This is a genomic window from Pseudescherichia vulneris (assembly GCF_902164725.1).
Taxonomy (GTDB): domain Bacteria; phylum Pseudomonadota; class Gammaproteobacteria; order Enterobacterales; family Enterobacteriaceae; genus Pseudescherichia; species Pseudescherichia vulneris.
On the sequence record NZ_LR607338.1, the window covers coordinates 610,022 to 626,294 of the forward strand.

Consider the following 16,273-nt stretch of genomic DNA (forward strand, 5'->3'; position numbering starts at 1 on the left):
AAGGCACCTTAAGGTGCCTTTTTTAATTACTCGATATCGAGCGGATCTTCGGAGAGGATAATGCCGGTGTTATCGGCATAGAGATGGTCGCCGGAGAAGAAGGTGACGCCGCCAAAGTTCACGCGGATATCGCTTTCGCCTATGCCATCACCTGCGGCACCCACCGGGATCGCGGCAATCGCCTGAATACCGATGTCCAACTCTTCAAGATCGTCCACCTGGCGCACCGCGCCGTAGACCACCAGGCCTTCCCATTCGTTCTGGGCAGCAAGGCGTGCCAGCTCGGCATCAATCAGTGCGCGACGAACGGAACCCCCGCCGTCAATCAGCAAAACGCGACCACGGCCATTCTGTTCGAGCAGATCGTAAAGCAACCCGTTATCCTCGAAACATTTCACCGTGATGATTTGTCCGCCAAACGACGACCGCCCACCAAAGTTGGAGAACAGCGGTTCCACGACGTTGACATCTTCTTGGTAGATGTCACAAAGCTCGGAAGTATCGTATTTCATAGGATTTACGTTTAGTTGCTGCGAGAACTCACAGTATATCGCGCATAGTGCATTGTTGGCAAAATCATCAATTGTTAATTGATATTTGTCAGGTAAAGCAGCGCCTTACTTAACACACCTTACTGAGCACAAGGCCGACCACAAACAGTAGGTTAGTCAGCAGTGCGCCTTTAACGGTGCGTTCGAGCATGGGCGGCATCGCAGCAGGGTCGCGTTCGCGCAGTACATAGCGTGCCTGGCGCACCAGCAGCGGCGCAGCAAGAATGAACAGCCAGCCCCACGGACTGTGCAGCGAGAGCAGGTTGAACAGGCCGAAGCAGAGCAGCGCACCCAGCAGCAGACAGGCGTGGTAGCGGCGGGCGTTCAGCGGCCCCAGACGCACCACCAGCGTGTTTTTACCGTTAGCGCGATCGCTGTCGATATCCCGCAGGTTATTGACGTTAAGCACCGCCGTCGCCAGCAGGCCGCAGGCGGTCGCTGGTAAGAACATCGCCGCGATCAGGGTATGCGCCTGGAGATAGCCGCTGCCCATCACGCTGAGCCAGCCAAAGAAGAGCAGTACCGAGATATCCCCCAGGCCGAGATAGCCATACGGGCGGCGGCCAATGGTGTAGGTAATAGCGGCGATGATTGACAGCCCGCCCAGCACCAGGAAGCCGATAAAATCCGCTACCGTCTGATACGCCACCAGAACCAGCGTCAGGCCAGAGAGGCAGCTGAGCGCGACGGTAACCAGCAGGGCACGTTTCATCTGTGCCAGACTGATAGCCCCTTTCTGCATCCCCCGCAGCGGCCCGATACGATCCGGCTTGTCGCTGCCCTTTACCGCGTCGCCGTAGTCGTTAGCCAGATTAGAGAGGATCTGCAGCAGCCCGGCGGTGATGAGCGCCAGCACCGCCACCCGCAGGTCAAAATGGCCCTGCCACCAGGCGAGCGCGGTGCCCACCACAATCGCGGCAAACGCAAGGGGAAGGGTCTTCGGACGCAGGCTTTCCAGCCAGGCCTGGGTACGCGTCAGGGTATATTCAGTCATAGGATCCAGCCAATAAAAATGGGGCTATATAGCCCCATTAACAGTAATGAAAACGTGCTGAGCGCGATTATAAGATAAAACGGCTCAAATCTTCATCTGCTACTAGCTCATCCAGGTGCTTGCTCACATAAGCGGCGTCGATTGTGATCGATTCACCGTTCAGATCGCTGGCGTCGTAGGAGATATCCTCCATCAGACGCTCCAGAACCGTATGCAGACGACGCGCACCGATATTTTCGGTGGTCTCGTTCACCTGCCATGCAGCCTGGGCAATGCGCTTGATACCGTCGTCGGTAAAGTCGATGTTGACGCCCTCGGTAGCCATCAGCGCTTTGTACTGTACGGTAACAGAGGCGTTTGGCTCGGTCAGGATACGCTCGAAGTCCTCGGTGGTCAGCGCCTGCAGCTCAACGCGGATTGGCAGACGGCCCTGCAGCTCAGGGATCAGATCCGACGGCTTCGCCACCTGGAACGCACCGGAAGCGATGAACAGGATATGGTCAGTTTTCACCATGCCGTGCTTGGTGGAGACGGTACAGCCCTCTACCAGCGGCAGCAGGTCGCGCTGGACGCCTTCACGGGAGACGTCCGGGCCGGAGGATTCACCGCGCTTACAGATCTTATCGATCTCATCGATAAACACGATACCGTGCTGCTCCACGGCGTCGATGGCGTCCTGCTTCAGCTCTTCCGGGTTCACCAGCTTGGCCGCTTCCTCTTCGATCAGCAGCTTCATGGCGTCTTTGATCTTAATCTTGCGCGGCTTCTGCTTCTGGCCGCCCAGGTTCTGGAACATCGACTGTAGCTGGCTGGTCATCTCTTCCATGCCCGGCGGTGCCATGATCTCCACGCCCATTGGCGCGGCGGCGAGGTTAATCTCTACCTCTTTGTCATCCAGCTGGCCCTCACGCAGTTTTTTGCGGAACGCCTGACGGGCAGCAGAGGGCTCCTGAGCCTGTTCCGCCTGGCCCCAGTTATCTTTCGCCGGGGGGATCAGCACGTCGAGAATGCGCTCTTCCGCCATCTCTTCCGCGCGGTAGCGGTTCTTCTCAATCGACTGCATACGCACCATTTTCACGGCGGCATCGGTCAGATCGCGGATAATTGAGTCGACTTCTTTACCGACATAGCCCACTTCGGTGAATTTAGTCGCTTCTACTTTAATGAAAGGCGCATTGGCCAGCTTCGCCAGGCGGCGAGCAATTTCGGTTTTACCGACGCCGGTTGGGCCGATCATCAGAATGTTTTTCGGTGTCACTTCGTGGCGCAGCTCTTCGTCGAGCTGCATACGACGCCAGCGGTTACGCAGGGCAATAGCAACAGAGCGCTTGGCATTGTCCTGACCGATAATGTGTTTGTTCAGTTCGCTGACAATTTCGCGTGGGGTCATTTCAGACATGGGAGATCCTTACGCTTTAGAGTTTAATTCTTCGATGGTGTGGAAGTGGTTGGTATAGATGCAGATATCTCCTGCAATATCCAACGCCTTCACCGCAATGTCGCGCGCGTTCATGTCGGTGTTTTCTAACATGGCGCGGGCGGCGGCCTGGGCGTACGGGCCGCCGGAGCCGATAGCAATCAGGTCGTTTTCAGGCTGCACAACGTCGCCGTTACCGGTGATAATCAGCGAGGCGTTTTCATCTGCCACCGCCAGCAGCGCTTCGAGCTTGCGCAGCATACGATCGGTACGCCAGTCTTTTGCCAGCTCAACGGCAGCTTTTACCAGGTGGCCCTGGTGCATCTCCAGCTTGCGCTCAAACAGTTCGAACAGCGTGAAGGCATCTGCGGTACCGCCTGCAAAACCGGCGATCACTTTATCGTTATACAGGCGACGCACTTTTTTGACGTTGCCTTTCATTACGGTATTGCCCAGCGTGGCCTGGCCATCACCGGCAATCACGACCTGGCCGTTACGGCGAACACTTACAATTGTTGTCACGAGCAGACCCCTTTGTTGCAATCAGATGAGTCGCCCCGCACGGTGTACGGGGCAGAATGCAATTATAGATGGGGGAGATTTTGGGGGTTTCAACCCCCAGAGGCGAGACGAATGCAGTTTGCGTGACCGCCCAGCTTCAGGCGATTGATGGTGCCATCGACGTTATCTTTGCCTTTAACCGGGCCAATCACCACGCGATTCCAGCCGTTGTTGGTGGTGATGCGTGAGTCAAAGCCTTCGAACGCCAGCTGAGCACGGACGGTCTCCGCCTGCTCTGCGCCTTTAAACGAACCGCACTGTACCATCCAGCGACGCTCATCTTTTTTCTCAGCGGCAGGCTTCGCCGCTTCCGGCTCACGCGTGACCGGGGCAGCCTGCTGCGTTTTCGGCGCGGCAGCAGCGGTATGCGCCGGGGTTTGCAGCAGATCCTGATACGGCTGGCTGTTTGCTGCGGGCTTCGACTGCTGCGTCTGCCGTGGTGCCTGCGCGCTCTGCACCGTGCGGGTCTGCGGCTGCTCCGTTAGGCGCGGCTGGGTTTTTGGCGCAGCGGCGGCCCATTGCTGCTGGGTCTGCTGTTGAGTTTGTTGCTGTTGGAACTGCTGCACCTGACGCTGGCGCTGCAGGGTCTGCTGGCGCTGGGCAGGGGTCTGCTCGTTCCACGGCACTTCGTTAAGCTGGGTAGGCTGCTGACGCATGTCGGCCTGCATCTGCTCTAACAGCTGACGCTGCTCGTTGGTCAACTGATCCGGGTTCATCACCTCACCGCCCGCCGACGGTTCGGTTGGCGCACGTACGCCCGGCTGACGGCTCTCCAGCTCTTTAATATAACGCCAGCGCTCTTCCGGCTTCGGCGGTAGCCCGTTGCCCGTGACCTTCTGGCTCTGCAGGGTCTCGGACTCCTCTTTTTTGTGATGGGTAATAAAGTAAAGGCCACCGAGAAAGGCCACCAGCACGGCGGCTGCAATCGCCACCATAGCAGGCGAGACAGCAGGCGTAGTACGTTGCTTCTTCCTTGAGGTGCTCGTTTTTCGCCGCGAAGGAGCCGATTGGCTGCGGCGTACATAATCTCGTTGGGCCACTATCGTTTCGCTGTATTCATTCGTTTATTGGTCCGTCATGTTACTTAAGCGACGGGGCTTTGACCAGACGCGGAATTCTGAAAGCAGGCGCTGTTACGTAAGTGCCTGTGTCGACCCGCGGACGATCAATTCACACTCCAGCAGGCGCGATCCGCTGCTCACGACCTGGCCATGTAGCTGATCCAACAGCAATAGCATCGCCTCGCGGCCAATCTCAAAGCGCGGCTGGGCGACCGTGGTCAGCGGCGGATCGCTGAATTGGGCCAGTGAAATATTATCGAAACCAATAATAGACAGATCCTGAGGTATTTTCAGTCCTTTGCGTTTCGCACAGGAGAGCGCGCCAAGGGCCATGACGTCGCTGTGGCAGAATACCGCCGTAGGCGGCTTCGGCAGCGCCAGCAGCTGCTCCATAGCACTGCTCCCCGCCTCGTAGGTGAAGTTGCCTCGGGCGATATAGTGCGGGTCAACGGTGATGCCGGAACGGCGCAGCGCCTGGACGTAGCCCTGCAGGCGATAGTGGCACAGCGGCATCTCCTCCGGCCCGGCAATACAGCCAATCCGCTGATGTCCCTGCTCCAGCAGGTAGTTAACCGCATTAAAGGCCGCCGTCAGGTTATCGATGTGCACCGTGGGCAGTTCCAGTTCCGGCGCGAACTCGTTGGCCATCACCATCGGTGGCAGGTTGCGCTGCTCCTCGATGCTGGCGTCAAAGGGCAGGCGCGAGCCGAGCAGCAGCATGCCGTCAATCTGCTTGGTGATGATCAGATCGATAAACGTCTTCTCCTGCTGGTTCTGGTGGGCACAGTCGCCGATCAGCACCAGATAGCCCTGCTCGGCCGCGGTCACTTCAATACCGCGAATGATTTCGCTGAAAAAGGGATCGCAGATGTCCGGCACGATCACCAGCAGCGTGCGCGATTCGTTGCGCTTAATATTGCGGCCCATCGCCTGTGGCAAATAGCCCACCTCCAGCGCCGCCTGCTCAACGCGGTTGCGGGTCGCCTGAGAGACTTTGTCCGGATTCATCAACGCCCTGGAGACGGTTGCCGTAGAAACCTTCGCTTTCTGGGCCACATCTTTCATGGTCGCCGCAGCAACCTCTTTCTTCACCTTCAACTCTTTCTCCTCGCATGTCTGGCATAAGCGCAGACGCATCCCTTATGTGCGACATTACCCACATTTTTAGCAGATCGTTAATCAGTTCGGTTACAGTATTTTCAGGAAAATTGTGATGAAGGTTGAATTTTTCGATCCGACTCGCATCCTGGCCTCGCTAACCCTCAATCGGATCCACGTCCAGCACCCACTTCACCTTGCGCGCCTCTGGCAGGGTATTAATCAGCGCCAACGCGCCGCTGACGATATGCTGCAGGCGAATACGCGAAGGGTGCTGAAGCAGCAGCTGCCAGCGGTAGCGACCGCCGCGCTTTGGCGCGAGCGCAGGCACCGGGCCGAGCAGCCAGAGGTGGCTATCCACCAGCGGGCTGGCCTGCAGCAGATTGCGCAGCTGCTGCAGAAAGAGCGGGGCCTGCTGGTTGTTATGATCCTCAGCGCGGATGATGACGTGGCTGGTCCACGGCGGCAGCTGGAGCGTCTGCCGCTCCGCCAGCGCCTCCTCAGCAAAGGCATCATAGCCTTTATAGAGCAGCGTTTGCAGAAGCGGGTGCTCAGGATGGTGGGTCTGTAAAATCACCTCACCCTGTTTGCCCGCGCGTCCGGCACGGCCTGAAACTTGGGTGTAGAGCTGGGCGAAACGCTCGGCGGCGCGGAAGTCAGCCGAGAACAGCGCCCCGTCAACGTCGAGCAGCGCCACCAGGGTGACGTCTGGGAAGTGATGTCCCTTCGCCAGCATCTGCGTGCCGATCAGAATACGTGCGCCGCCACGATGCACCTCTGCCAGATGCTGCTCCAGCGCCCCCTTGCGGCTGGTGGTGTCGCGATCGATACGCGAGATGGCCACGCCGGGAAAGAGAGGGGTGAGCGCCTGCTCAAGCTGCTCCGTACCCAAACCCACCGGAACCATATGCGTGGAGCCGCAGGAGGGACACTGGCGCGGCACCGGTCGCTGGCTGTCGCAGTGGTGGCAGCGCAGCTGGTGCTGGGCCTGGTGCAGGGTGTAGTAGTGATCGCAGCGCGGGCACTCGGCGATCCACCCGCAGTCGTGGCACAGCAGCGCTGGAGCAAAGCCGCGACGGTTGAGAAACAAGATCACCTGGTTATTGGCCTGCAGGTGCTGGTGCATCCGGCTGATTAATGCTGGGGAGAGACCTGCCTGCAGCTGCTGGCCCTTGAGATCGAGCACGTGCTGGTTAGCCGGTCGCGCATTGCCTGCCCGCCGGGTAAGGCGCAGCATTCGGTACTTCTTCTGCCGTACGTTGTGTAGGGTCTCCAGCGCAGGCGTGGCCGAGCCGAGGATAATCGGGATCTGCTCGCTGTGGGCGCGGTAGACCGCCAGGTCACGAGCATGATAGCGCCACCCCTCCTGCTGCTTATAGGAGCTGTCGTGCTCCTCGTCGATCACAATGACGCCGAGGTTTTTAAACGGGGTAAACAGCGACGAGCGGGTACCGATCACAATCGCCGCCTCGCCGTTCTTGGCTTTCAGCCAGCTGCTCAGGCGCTCGCTGTCGTTCAGTCCCGAGTGCAATACCTCTACCGGGGCGTTAAACCGCTCCCGGAAGCGGGCGATAGTCTGTGGCGTCAGGCCAATCTCCGGCACCATCACCAGCGCCTGCTTGCCCTGGGCAAGAATGTTCTCCAGCACGCTCAGGTAGACCTCGGTCTTCCCGGAGCCGGTCACGCCCGCCAGCAGCCAGGCGGAGAAGGTGTTGGCCTCGCTGTGAATGGCTCCCACTGCCGTCGCCTGCTCGGTGTTGAGCCGCAGACGCTCGCCGCTGACGGCATAGCCTTCGCGCCAGTCACGGGGGGCAGGCGTTTCGCTGTTAAGCTCGCACAGGCCTTTGCTGCGCAGCGCCTGTAGCGCCGCATCGTTAAATTCCAGATCCGCGACCTGATGCCGCCAGACTTTTCCCTGGCGCAGGGCGGAGAGCGCCTGCTGCTGCTTTGGCGAGCGCTTCAGGCTGTTGATATCCACCACCTGGCCCTGCTCTGTCGCGAACCAGTACCAGAGCGGTGCGGCGCTGGCGGGCTTCCCCTGGCGCAGCAGCACGGGCAGGGCGTGAAACAGCACGTCGCCCAGCGGATGATGGTAATACTCCGCCGCCCACAGCAGCAGTCGCCACACCGAAGGGGAGAACACCGGCTCGCTGTCCAGTACCTCCACCACGCTCTTTAGCTCGGTCAGAGGCAGTTCGCTGCTGTCGCTTACCGAGACCACGACGCCCACCCGCTGCTGCTTGCCGAACGGCACGCGCACGCGGCAGCCCGCACGGGCAGACAGATCGGCAGGCAGCAGATAGTCAAAGGTGCGCGGCAGCGGGACGGGCAGGGCAACGTGAGCAACGGGCATTTTTTTATCCATGCACTTGAAATTGGCGGGATAGTATACACATTGTGAGGAGGCAGATGCGGATCTGTTTGCATATGGCGGTTAATTTCTGTATGATTCGCCGCCTTTGGTGTTGCATTCTGCCGCCAGAGCTTAAATTAATTATCTCGCATGGTGTCCGGCGTTAGGGCTGGAAGAGCGATGCGGCCTTAACTGAGGTTTCTCCCATGAAAAAAGGTATTCACCCGAATTACACTGCGATTACTGCAACCTGTTCTTGCGGTAACGTGATCAAAACCCATTCAACCGTGGGTCACGATCTGAACCTGGACGTGTGCGGCGCATGCCACCCGTTCTACACTGGCAAGCAGCGTGATGTTGCTACCGGTGGCCGTGTTGACCGCTTCAACAAGCGCTTCAGCATCCCAGGCAGCAAGTAAGAATCCGCTGCTTAGAAAAAACCGCCTTCGGGCGGTTTTTTTGTGCCTGAATTTTGCGTCAGCCGCCACCCGGCGTATGACAACCAGCAAAAAGGGGCCGAAGCCCCTTTTCTATTAGTATTCCCATGTGTCCGGGTCGATGCCCAGCTCGCGCATGATAATCTTCGCCTCTTCAGGGATTTCGTCGCTGCGCTCTTTGCGCAGGTCTTCATCGTTCGGCAAAGGCTGGCCGGTGAACGCATGCAGGAACGCTTCGCACAGCAGCTCGCTGTTTGTCGCGTGACGCAGGTTGTTGACCTGACGACGGGTACGTTCATCGGTGAGGATCTTTAACACCTTCAGAGGAATGGAAACCGTAATTTTTTTTACTTGCTCACTCTTCTTACCGTGCTCAGCGTAGGGGCTGATATATTCGCCGCTCCATTCAGCCATGAGATACCTTAATCCTCTTTCTCATTAATAAATGGCCAAAACCCGACTAAACGCAGGGACTGGGCCGTAATCTCGCGTAGTTTACCGTAGAGACGCCACCGTGACACGGAGTATTGGCTCCGGGGATGTGCGCTAATGCAGATAATTTTAACGGTTATTCTCAGTTTGCTCAATCTATACGCAAAGAAGTTTAGATGTCCAGATGTATTGACGTCTATCACCACAATGCTATTCTGTGGCCTGATTTTCATCCATTAAGCCAGGAAGCCTTCACATGACGCGTAAACAGGCCACCATTGCAGTGCGTAGCGGATTGAATGATGACGAGCAGTACGGCTGCGTTGTCCCGCCGATTCATCTCTCCAGCACCTATAACTTCACCGATTTCAACGAGCCGCGCGCGCATGACTACTCCCGCCGCGGTAATCCGACGCGTGATGTCGTCCAGCGTGCGCTGGCGGAGCTGGAAGGCGGGGCAGGTGCCGTGCTGACCAATACCGGCATGTCCGCTATCCACCTGGTGACCACGGTTTATCTGAAGCCTGGCGATCTGCTGGTGGCCCCACACGACTGCTACGGCGGCAGCTACCGTCTGTTTGATAGCCTGGCGAAGCGCGGCTGTTACCGCGTTCTCTTTGTCGATCAAAACGATGAGCAGGCCCTGAAGGCGGCGCTGGCTGAACAACCGAAGCTGGTGCTGATCGAAAGTCCAAGTAATCCATTGTTGCGCGTCGTGGATATTGCGAAAATCTGTCAGCTGGCACGCGAAGCGGGCGCGGTGAGCGTGGTGGATAACACCTTCCTCAGCCCGGCGCTGCAAAACCCGCTGGCGCTGGGGGCGGATCTGGTGCTGCACTCCTGCACCAAGTACCTCAACGGCCACTCCGACGTGGTAGCGGGCGTGGTGATTGCCAAAGAGGAAGCGACCGTCACCGAACTGGCATGGTGGGCGAATAATATTGGCGTAACGGGCAGCGCGTTTGATAGCTACCTGCTGCTGCGCGGTCTGCGTACGCTGTCGCCGCGTATGGAAGTGGCCCAGCGTAACGCTCAGGCGATCGTTGAGTTCCTGAAGACGCAGCCGCTGGTGAAGACGCTCTATCACCCGTCGCTGCCGGAAAACCAGGGCCACGAGATTGCCGCCCGTCAGCAGAAAGGCTTCGGCGCGATGCTGAGCTTTGAGCTGGACGGCGATGAGCAGACCCTGCGTCGTTTCTTAAGCGGCCTGTCGCTGTTTACGCTGGCGGAGTCGCTAGGCGGCGTGGAGAGCCTGATCTCCCATGCCGCTACCATGACGCACGCGGGCATGGCCGCCGAAGCACGCGCCGCCGCCGGCATCTCCGAGACGCTGCTACGCATCTCGACCGGTATTGAAGATGGTGAAGATTTAATTGCCGATCTGGAAAATGCATTCCGGATCGCAGCCAAGGGGTAAACATGAGTGTGATTGCGCAGGCAGGGGCGAAGGGTCGTCAACTGCATAAGTTTGGTGGTAGTAGTCTGGCGGATGTGAAGTGTTACCTGCGTGTCGCCGGTATCATGGCAGAGTATTCGCAGCCTGGCGATATGATGGTGGTCTCGGCCGCCGGCAGCACCACCAACCAGTTGATCAGCTGGCTGAAGCTCAGCCAGACCGACAGACTCTCTGCGCATCAGGTTCAACAGGCGCTGCGGCGCTACCAGTCCGAACTTATCAGTGGATTACTTCCTGCTGAGACCGCCGATGGGTTAATCAGCGAATTTATTCACGATCTGGAGCGTCTCGCTGGCCTGCTCGACAGCGGCGTTACCGATGCGGTCTATGCCGAGGTGGTCGGCCACGGCGAGATCTGGTCCGCGCGATTGATGTCCGCCGTGCTTAATCTGCAGGGGTTAAATGCCGCCTGGCTCGACGCGCGGGAATTTTTACGCGCCGAGCGCTCTGCCCAGCCGCAGGTTGACGAAGGCCTCTCCTGGCCGCTGCTGCAACAGCTGATGGTGCAGCACCCCGGCAAACGGCTGGTGGTGACCGGTTTTATCTGCCGCAACGATGCGGGAGAGACCGTACTGCTGGGCCGTAACGGCTCTGACTACTCGGCAACGCAGATTGGCGCGCTGGGCGGCGTCTCTCGGGTGACCATCTGGAGCGACGTGGCCGGGGTCTACAGCGCTGACCCGCGTAAAGTAAAAGATGCCTGCCTGCTGCCGCTGCTGCGTCTCGACGAAGCCAGCGAGCTGGCCCGCCTGGCCGCGCCGGTACTGCACGCCCGCACGCTACAGCCGGTCTCCGGCAGCGATATCGATCTTCAGCTGCGCTGCAGCTATAACCCGGAGCAGGGCTCTACGCGCATCGAGCGCGTGCTGGCTTCCGGGACGGGCGCACGCATCGTCACCAGCCACGATGACGTCTGCCTGATTGAGTTCCAGGTGCCGCCGAGCCAGGACTTCAAGCTGGCGCATAAAGAGATCGACCTGATCCTTAAGCGCGCCCAGCTGCGTCCGCTGGCGGTAGGCGTGCATACCGACCGCAACCTGCTTCAGCTCTGCTACACCTCAGAGGTCGTTGATAGCGCGCTTAAGCTACTCGACGAAGCCGGGCTACCGGGCGAGCTGCGTTTGCGCCAGGGGCTGGCGCTGGTGGCGCTGGTTGGCGCGGGCGTGTGCCGTAACCCACTCCATAGCCATCGTTTTTGGCAGCAGCTGAAGGGCCAGCCGGTAGAGTTTATCTGGCAGTCCGACGACAGTATCAGCCTGGTGGCGGTGCTGCGCGTGGGCCCCACTGAAAGCCTAATCCAGGGCCTGCATCAGTCGCTGTTCCGCGCCGAGAAGCGTATTGGTCTGGTGCTGTTCGGCAAAGGCAACATCGGCTCGCGCTGGCTGGAGCTGTTTGCCCGCGAGCAGAGCGCGCTTTCCGCCCGCACCGGCTTTGAATTTGTGCTGGCGGGGGTAGTAGACAGCCGCCGCAGCCTGCTGAGCTACGAGGGGCTGGATGCCAGCCGTGCGCTGGCCTTCTTTAATGACGAAGCGGTGGAGCATGAAGAGGACTCCCTGTTCCTGTGGATGCGGGCGCACCCCTATGACGATCTGGTGTTGCTCGACGTCACCGCCAGCGAGCAGCTGGCCGATCAGTACCTCGACTTTGCCAGCCACGGTTTTCACGTTATCAGCGCCAATAAGCTGGCTGGTGCGAGCACCAGCGACAAGTATCGCCAGATCCATGACGCCTTCGAAAAAACAGGCCGTCGCTGGCTCTACAACGCCACCGTGGGCGCGGGCCTGCCGGTGAACCATACCGTGCGCGATCTCATCGATAGCGGTGACTCGATCCTCTCTATCAGCGGCATTTTCTCTGGAACGCTCTCCTGGCTGTTCCTGCAGTTTGATGGCACCGTGCCCTTTACTGATCTGGTCGATCAGGCCTGGCAGCAGGGGCTGACCGAGCCGGATCCGCGCGTGGATCTGGCTGGTAAGGATGTCATGCGCAAGCTGGTGATCCTGGCCCGTGAGGCGGGGTATGACATCGAGCCGGATCAGGTGCGCGTGGAGTCGCTGGTGCCCGCCGGATGTGAAGAGGGCTCGGTCGATCACTTCTTTGAAAACGGCGACGTGCTGAACGAGCAGATGGTGCAGCGTCTGGAAGCGGCGCGGGAGATGGGACTGGTGCTGCGCTACGTGGCACGCTTTGACGCCAACGGCAAAGCGCGCGTTGGCGTAGAGGCGGTACGCCCCGAGCACCCGCTGGCGGCGCTGCTGCCGTGCGATAACGTCTTCGCCATTGAGAGCCGCTGGTACCGCGATAACCCGCTGGTGATCCGTGGCCCAGGCGCGGGGCGCGACGTGACCGCTGGCGCTATTCAGTCGGACATCAACCGTCTGGCGCAGCTGCTGTAGTGAATATTGATCCCCTCTCTGCAAGGAGAGGGGCTTTCTGCCTCTGACATGCGCTTTTTTCATCTTCCCTGAACATTCCTCACCGATAACCGCGATATTTCTGTTGACGTTATCCGGCTTTTACGTCATTTTGGCATCTGGACGTCTAAACGTATAGAAGTTCACACGACAACAACCCAGACATGCGATTGATGAGGTAAGGTATGAGCTTTTTTCACGCCAACCAGCGGGAAGCCCTGAATCAGAGCCTGGCAGAAGTGCAGGGGCAGATTAACGTATCCTTTGAGTTTTTCCCGCCGCGCACCAGTGAAATGGAACAGACCCTCTGGCACTCCATCGATCGCTTAAGCAGCCTGAAACCGAAATTTGTCTCCGTCACCTACGGCGCAAACTCTGGCGAGCGTGACCGCACGCACAGCATTATCAAGGGCATCAAAGATCGTACCGGCCTTGAGGCCGTGCCGCATCTGACCTGTATCGACGCAACCCGTAACGAACTGCGCGCTATTGCCCAGGATTACTGGAACAACGGTATTCGCCATATTGTAGCCCTGCGCGGCGATCTGCCGCCAAACGGCGGTAAACCAGAGATGTACGCCGCCGATCTGGTTGCGCTGTTAAAAGACGTCGCCGATTTTGATATCTCCGTGGCCGCCTATCCAGAAGTGCATCCAGAGGCCAAAAGTGCCCAGGCAGATCTGCTGAACCTGAAGCGTAAAGTCGACGCCGGTGCGAGTCGGGCCATCACCCAGTTCTTTTTTGACGTCGAAAGCTATCTGCGTTTTCGCGACCGCTGCGCGGCCACCGGCATTGACGTCGAGATTATTCCCGGCATTCTGCCGGTCTCTAACTTCAAGCAGGCGAAGAAGTTTGCCGACATGACCAACGTGCGTATTCCGGCCTGGATGTCGCAGATGTTTAACGGCCTCGATGACGATGCCGAAACCCGCAAGCTAGTGGGGGCAAACATCGCCATGGACATGGTGAAGATCCTGAGCCGCGAAGGGGTAAAAGATTTCCACTTCTATACTCTGAACCGCGCTGAAATGAGCTACGCTATCTGCCACACGTTAGGCGTACGTCCGGCGCTGTAAAAACCGCTTCGGCGGTTTTTTATTGTCCAATTGATTCGGATGATGAATGTCATTGTCAGAACCCGTATCTGCCACTTAATTACCAATAAAAACAGACGGATTTAGCTATTAAATCTGTGGATGAATTCAACTATCTCTTATCAAGAGTGGTGTATATCGTAGCGGTAACACCATATTGGGAGCAGATAGATGAGTGCATCAGACGATATCCATAACACACTTTCCACAGGCAAATGTCCGTTTCACCAGGGCGGTGCCGACCGCAGCGCCGGAGCGGGGACAACCAGCCGTGACTGGTGGCCGAAACAGCTCCGCGTCGACCTCCTGAACCAGCACTCAAACCGCTCTAATCCGCTGGGCGACGATTTTGACTACCGTAACGAATTCAGCAAACTCGACTACGCTGCGCTGAAAGGCGATCTCAAAGCGCTGTTAACCGATTCACAGCCGTGGTGGCCTGCCGACTGGGGCAGCTACGTCGGTCTTTTCATCCGTATGGCATGGCACAGCGCGGGGACCTACCGCTCCATCGATGGGCGCGGCGGCGCGGGGCGCGGTCAGCAGCGTTTTGCCCCTCTCAACTCATGGCCCGATAACGTTAGCCTGGACAAGGCGCGTCGTCTGCTGTGGCCGGTTAAGCAGAAGTATGGCCAGAAAATTTCCTGGGCCGATCTCTTTATCCTGGCCGGTAACGTGGCGCTGGAGAACTCTGGCTTCCGCACCTTTGGTTTCGGTGCCGGGCGTGAAGACGTCTGGGAGCCGGATATGGACGTTAACTGGGGCGATGAAAAGACCTGGCTGAAGCATCGCCACCCTGAAGCGCTGGCAAAAGCGCCGCTGGGCGCAACCGAGATGGGTCTGATCTACGTTAACCCGGAAGGCCCGGACCATAGCGGCGAGCCCATCTCGGCCGCCGCCGCCATTCGTGCCACCTTCGGCAACATGGGGATGAATGACGAGGAGACCGTGGCGCTGATTGCAGGTGGCCACACGCTGGGCAAAACCCACGGCGCGGCGGCGGCAACGCACGTTGATGTCGATCCTGAAGCCGCGCCTATCGAAGCGCAGGGCCTGGGCTGGAGCAGCAGCTACGGCAGCGGCAGCGGTGCGGATGCCATCACCTCCGGGCTGGAAGTGGTCTGGACGCAGACGCCAACCCAGTGGAGCAACTACTTCTTTGAGAACCTGTTCAAATACGAGTGGGTGCAGACCCGCAGCCCGGCAGGTGCGATCCAGTTTGAAGCGGTTGATGCCCCGGAAATTATTCCCGATCCTTTCGATCCGGCGAAAAAGCGTAAGCCCACCATGCTGGTGACCGACCTGACGCTGCGTTTCGATCCCGAGTTCGAGAAGATCTCCCGTCGCTTCCTGAACGATCCGCAGGCTTTCAACGAAGCCTTTGCCCGAGCCTGGTACAAGCTGACGCACCGTGATATGGGGCCAAAAGCGCGCTACATCGGCCCGGAAGTGCCAAAAGAAGATCTGATCTGGCAGGACCCGCTGCCACAGGCGATCTTTAATCCGTCTCAGGACGATATTGCCAGCCTGAAGGGCGAGATTGCCGCCTCCGGTCTCTCGGTAAGCGAGCTGGTGTCGGTGGCCTGGGCCTCTGCCTCTACCTTCCGCGGCGGCGATAAGCGCGGCGGCGCAAATGGGGCACGGCTGGCGCTGGCTCCGCAGCGTGATTGGGAGGTCAACGCAACGGCGGGTCGCGTTCTGCCGGTGCTGGAGGGCATTCAGCGCACGGCAAACAAGGCGTCGCTGGCGGACATTATCGTTCTGGCCGGGGTGGTCGGCGTTGAGCTGGCGGCGAAAGAGGCGGGCGTGGCTATCGATGTGCCGTTCGCACCGGGTCGCGTGGATGCGCGTCAGGATCAGACCGATATCGACATGTTCGAGCTGATGAAGCCGATTGCCGACGGTTTCCGTAACTACCGCACCGAGCTCGATACCTCAACCACGGAGTCGCTGCTGATTGATAAAGCGCAGCAGCTGACGCTGACCGCACCGGAAATGACGGCGCTGGTAGGTGGCCTGCGCGTGCTGGGCGCGAACGTCGACGGCAGCCAGCACGGTGTCTTTACCCAGCGCGTAGGTGTCCTCAGCAATGACTTCTTTGTTAACCTGCTGGATATGCGCACCGAGTGGAAAGCGACCGATGATAGCGCTGAGCTGTTTGCGGGGCGAGATCGCCTGAGTGGCGAGGTGAAATATACCGCTACGCGTGCCGACCTGGTGTTTGGCTCTAACTCCATCCTGCGTGCGCTGGCGGAAGTGTATGCCAGCAATGACGGCCACGAGAGGTTTGTGAAAGCCTTCGTCGCCGCCTGGGTGAAGGTGATGAATCTTGACCGCTTCGATCTGCGCTAAACGCTAAATATGAAAATCCCCGCTTGTGCGGGGATTTTTTTAGGCGTTATTGC

General features: G+C 58.9%; 13 protein-coding genes. 5 read left to right on the forward strand and 8 right to left on the reverse strand.

The genetic code is table 11. From position 1 onward, the window contains the following. Positions 1-26 precede the first annotated feature (26 nt). The 7 genes from rraA to priA all read right to left on the reverse strand — a co-directional run bounded on the left by rraA (position 27) and on the right by priA (position 8,035). Positions 27-512: a ribonuclease E activity regulator RraA gene (rraA, locus tag FN633_RS02485; protein WP_042394600.1), complete on the reverse strand. Its 486-nt coding sequence runs from the start codon at positions 510-512 to the stop codon at positions 27-29. Between the two features lie 109 nt (positions 513-621). Then, complete coding sequence (gene menA, locus FN633_RS02490; RefSeq protein ID WP_154056615.1) at positions 622-1,545, reverse strand: 1,4-dihydroxy-2-naphthoate polyprenyltransferase; 924 nt, start codon at positions 1,543-1,545, stop codon at positions 622-624. Between the two features lie 67 nt (positions 1,546-1,612). Further along, positions 1,613-2,944 (reverse strand): HslU--HslV peptidase ATPase subunit, encoded by a 1,332-nt coding sequence (gene hslU / locus FN633_RS02495; RefSeq protein ID WP_154056616.1) that lies wholly within the window; start codon positions 2,942-2,944, stop codon positions 1,613-1,615. A 9-nt stretch (positions 2,945-2,953) separates the two neighbouring features. Beyond that, complete coding sequence (gene hslV / locus FN633_RS02500; protein WP_042394608.1) at positions 2,954-3,484, reverse strand: ATP-dependent protease subunit HslV; 531 nt, start codon at positions 3,482-3,484, stop codon at positions 2,954-2,956. Between the two features lie 89 nt (positions 3,485-3,573). After that, on the reverse strand, positions 3,574-4,563 hold the full coding sequence (ftsN, locus tag FN633_RS02505) for a cell division protein FtsN (protein ID WP_154056617.1): 990 nt from the start codon (positions 4,561-4,563) through the stop codon (positions 3,574-3,576). A 93-nt stretch (positions 4,564-4,656) separates the two neighbouring features. Continuing rightward, positions 4,657-5,682: a DNA-binding transcriptional regulator CytR gene (gene cytR, locus FN633_RS02510; protein ID WP_154056618.1), complete on the reverse strand. Its 1,026-nt coding sequence runs from the start codon at positions 5,680-5,682 to the stop codon at positions 4,657-4,659. Positions 5,683-5,839: 157 nt separating this feature from the next. Further along, on the reverse strand, positions 5,840-8,035 hold the full coding sequence (priA, locus tag FN633_RS02515; RefSeq protein ID WP_154056619.1) for a primosomal protein N': 2,196 nt from the start codon (positions 8,033-8,035) through the stop codon (positions 5,840-5,842). Positions 8,036-8,241: 206 nt separating this feature from the next. On the opposite strand from priA, the gene rpmE reads away from it, so the two are divergent. Further along, a complete protein-coding gene (gene rpmE / locus FN633_RS02520; RefSeq protein ID WP_042394621.1) occupies positions 8,242-8,454 on the forward strand; it encodes a 50S ribosomal protein L31 in 213 nt (70 codons plus the stop codon). Between the two features lie 114 nt (positions 8,455-8,568). Here rpmE and metJ read toward each other — a convergent pair whose 3' ends face one another. After that, positions 8,569-8,886 (reverse strand): met regulon transcriptional regulator MetJ, encoded by a 318-nt coding sequence (gene metJ, locus FN633_RS02525; protein ID WP_012133855.1) that lies wholly within the window; start codon positions 8,884-8,886, stop codon positions 8,569-8,571. A 274-nt stretch (positions 8,887-9,160) separates the two neighbouring features. On the opposite strand from metJ, the gene metB reads away from it, so the two are divergent. The 4 genes from metB (at position 9,161) to katG (ending at position 16,220) form a co-directional block, all read left to right on the forward strand. Continuing rightward, entirely contained in the window at positions 9,161-10,321 is a 1,161-nt protein-coding gene (metB, locus tag FN633_RS02530; protein ID WP_154056620.1) for a cystathionine gamma-synthase, read from the forward strand. A gap of 2 nt (positions 10,322-10,323) precedes the next feature. Beyond that, positions 10,324-12,756, forward strand: a complete 2,433-nt coding sequence (locus FN633_RS02535; RefSeq protein ID WP_154056621.1) for a bifunctional aspartate kinase/homoserine dehydrogenase II — start codon at positions 10,324-10,326, stop codon at positions 12,754-12,756. A 203-nt stretch (positions 12,757-12,959) separates the two neighbouring features. Beyond that, entirely contained in the window at positions 12,960-13,850 is an 891-nt protein-coding gene (gene metF, locus FN633_RS02540) for a methylenetetrahydrofolate reductase (protein WP_154056622.1), read from the forward strand. 189 nt (positions 13,851-14,039) lie between these two features. After that, the gene (katG, locus tag FN633_RS02545; RefSeq protein ID WP_154056623.1) at positions 14,040-16,220 is read left to right on the forward strand and encodes a catalase/peroxidase HPI; all 2,181 of its coding nucleotides are present in this window, start codon (positions 14,040-14,042) and stop codon (positions 16,218-16,220) included. Positions 16,221-16,273 lie beyond the last annotated feature (53 nt).

Bases quoted from the DNA above. Each gene is read 5' to 3' on its own strand.
- rraA (WP_042394600.1), bottom strand. From the start codon at position 512: ATGAAATACGATACTTCCGAGCTTTGTGACATCTACCAAGAAGATGTC.
- menA (WP_154056615.1), bottom strand. From the start codon at position 1,545: ATGACTGAATATACCCTGACGCGTACCCAGGCCTGGCTGGAAAGCCTG.
- hslU (WP_154056616.1), bottom strand. From the start codon at position 2,944: ATGTCTGAAATGACCCCACGCGAAATTGTCAGCGAACTGAACAAACAC.
- priA (WP_154056619.1), bottom strand. From the start codon at position 8,035: ATGCCCGTTGCTCACGTTGCCCTGCCCGTCCCGCTGCCGCGCACCTTT.
- rpmE (WP_042394621.1), top strand. From the start codon at position 8,242: ATGAAAAAAGGTATTCACCCGAATTACACTGCGATTACTGCAACCTGT.
- metJ (WP_012133855.1), bottom strand. From the start codon at position 8,886: ATGGCTGAATGGAGCGGCGAATATATCAGCCCCTACGCTGAGCACGGT.
- metB (WP_154056620.1), top strand. From the start codon at position 9,161: ATGACGCGTAAACAGGCCACCATTGCAGTGCGTAGCGGATTGAATGAT.
- FN633_RS02535 (WP_154056621.1), top strand. From the start codon at position 10,324: ATGAGTGTGATTGCGCAGGCAGGGGCGAAGGGTCGTCAACTGCATAAG.
- metF (WP_154056622.1), top strand. From the start codon at position 12,960: ATGAGCTTTTTTCACGCCAACCAGCGGGAAGCCCTGAATCAGAGCCTG.
- katG (WP_154056623.1), top strand. From the start codon at position 14,040: ATGAGTGCATCAGACGATATCCATAACACACTTTCCACAGGCAAATGT.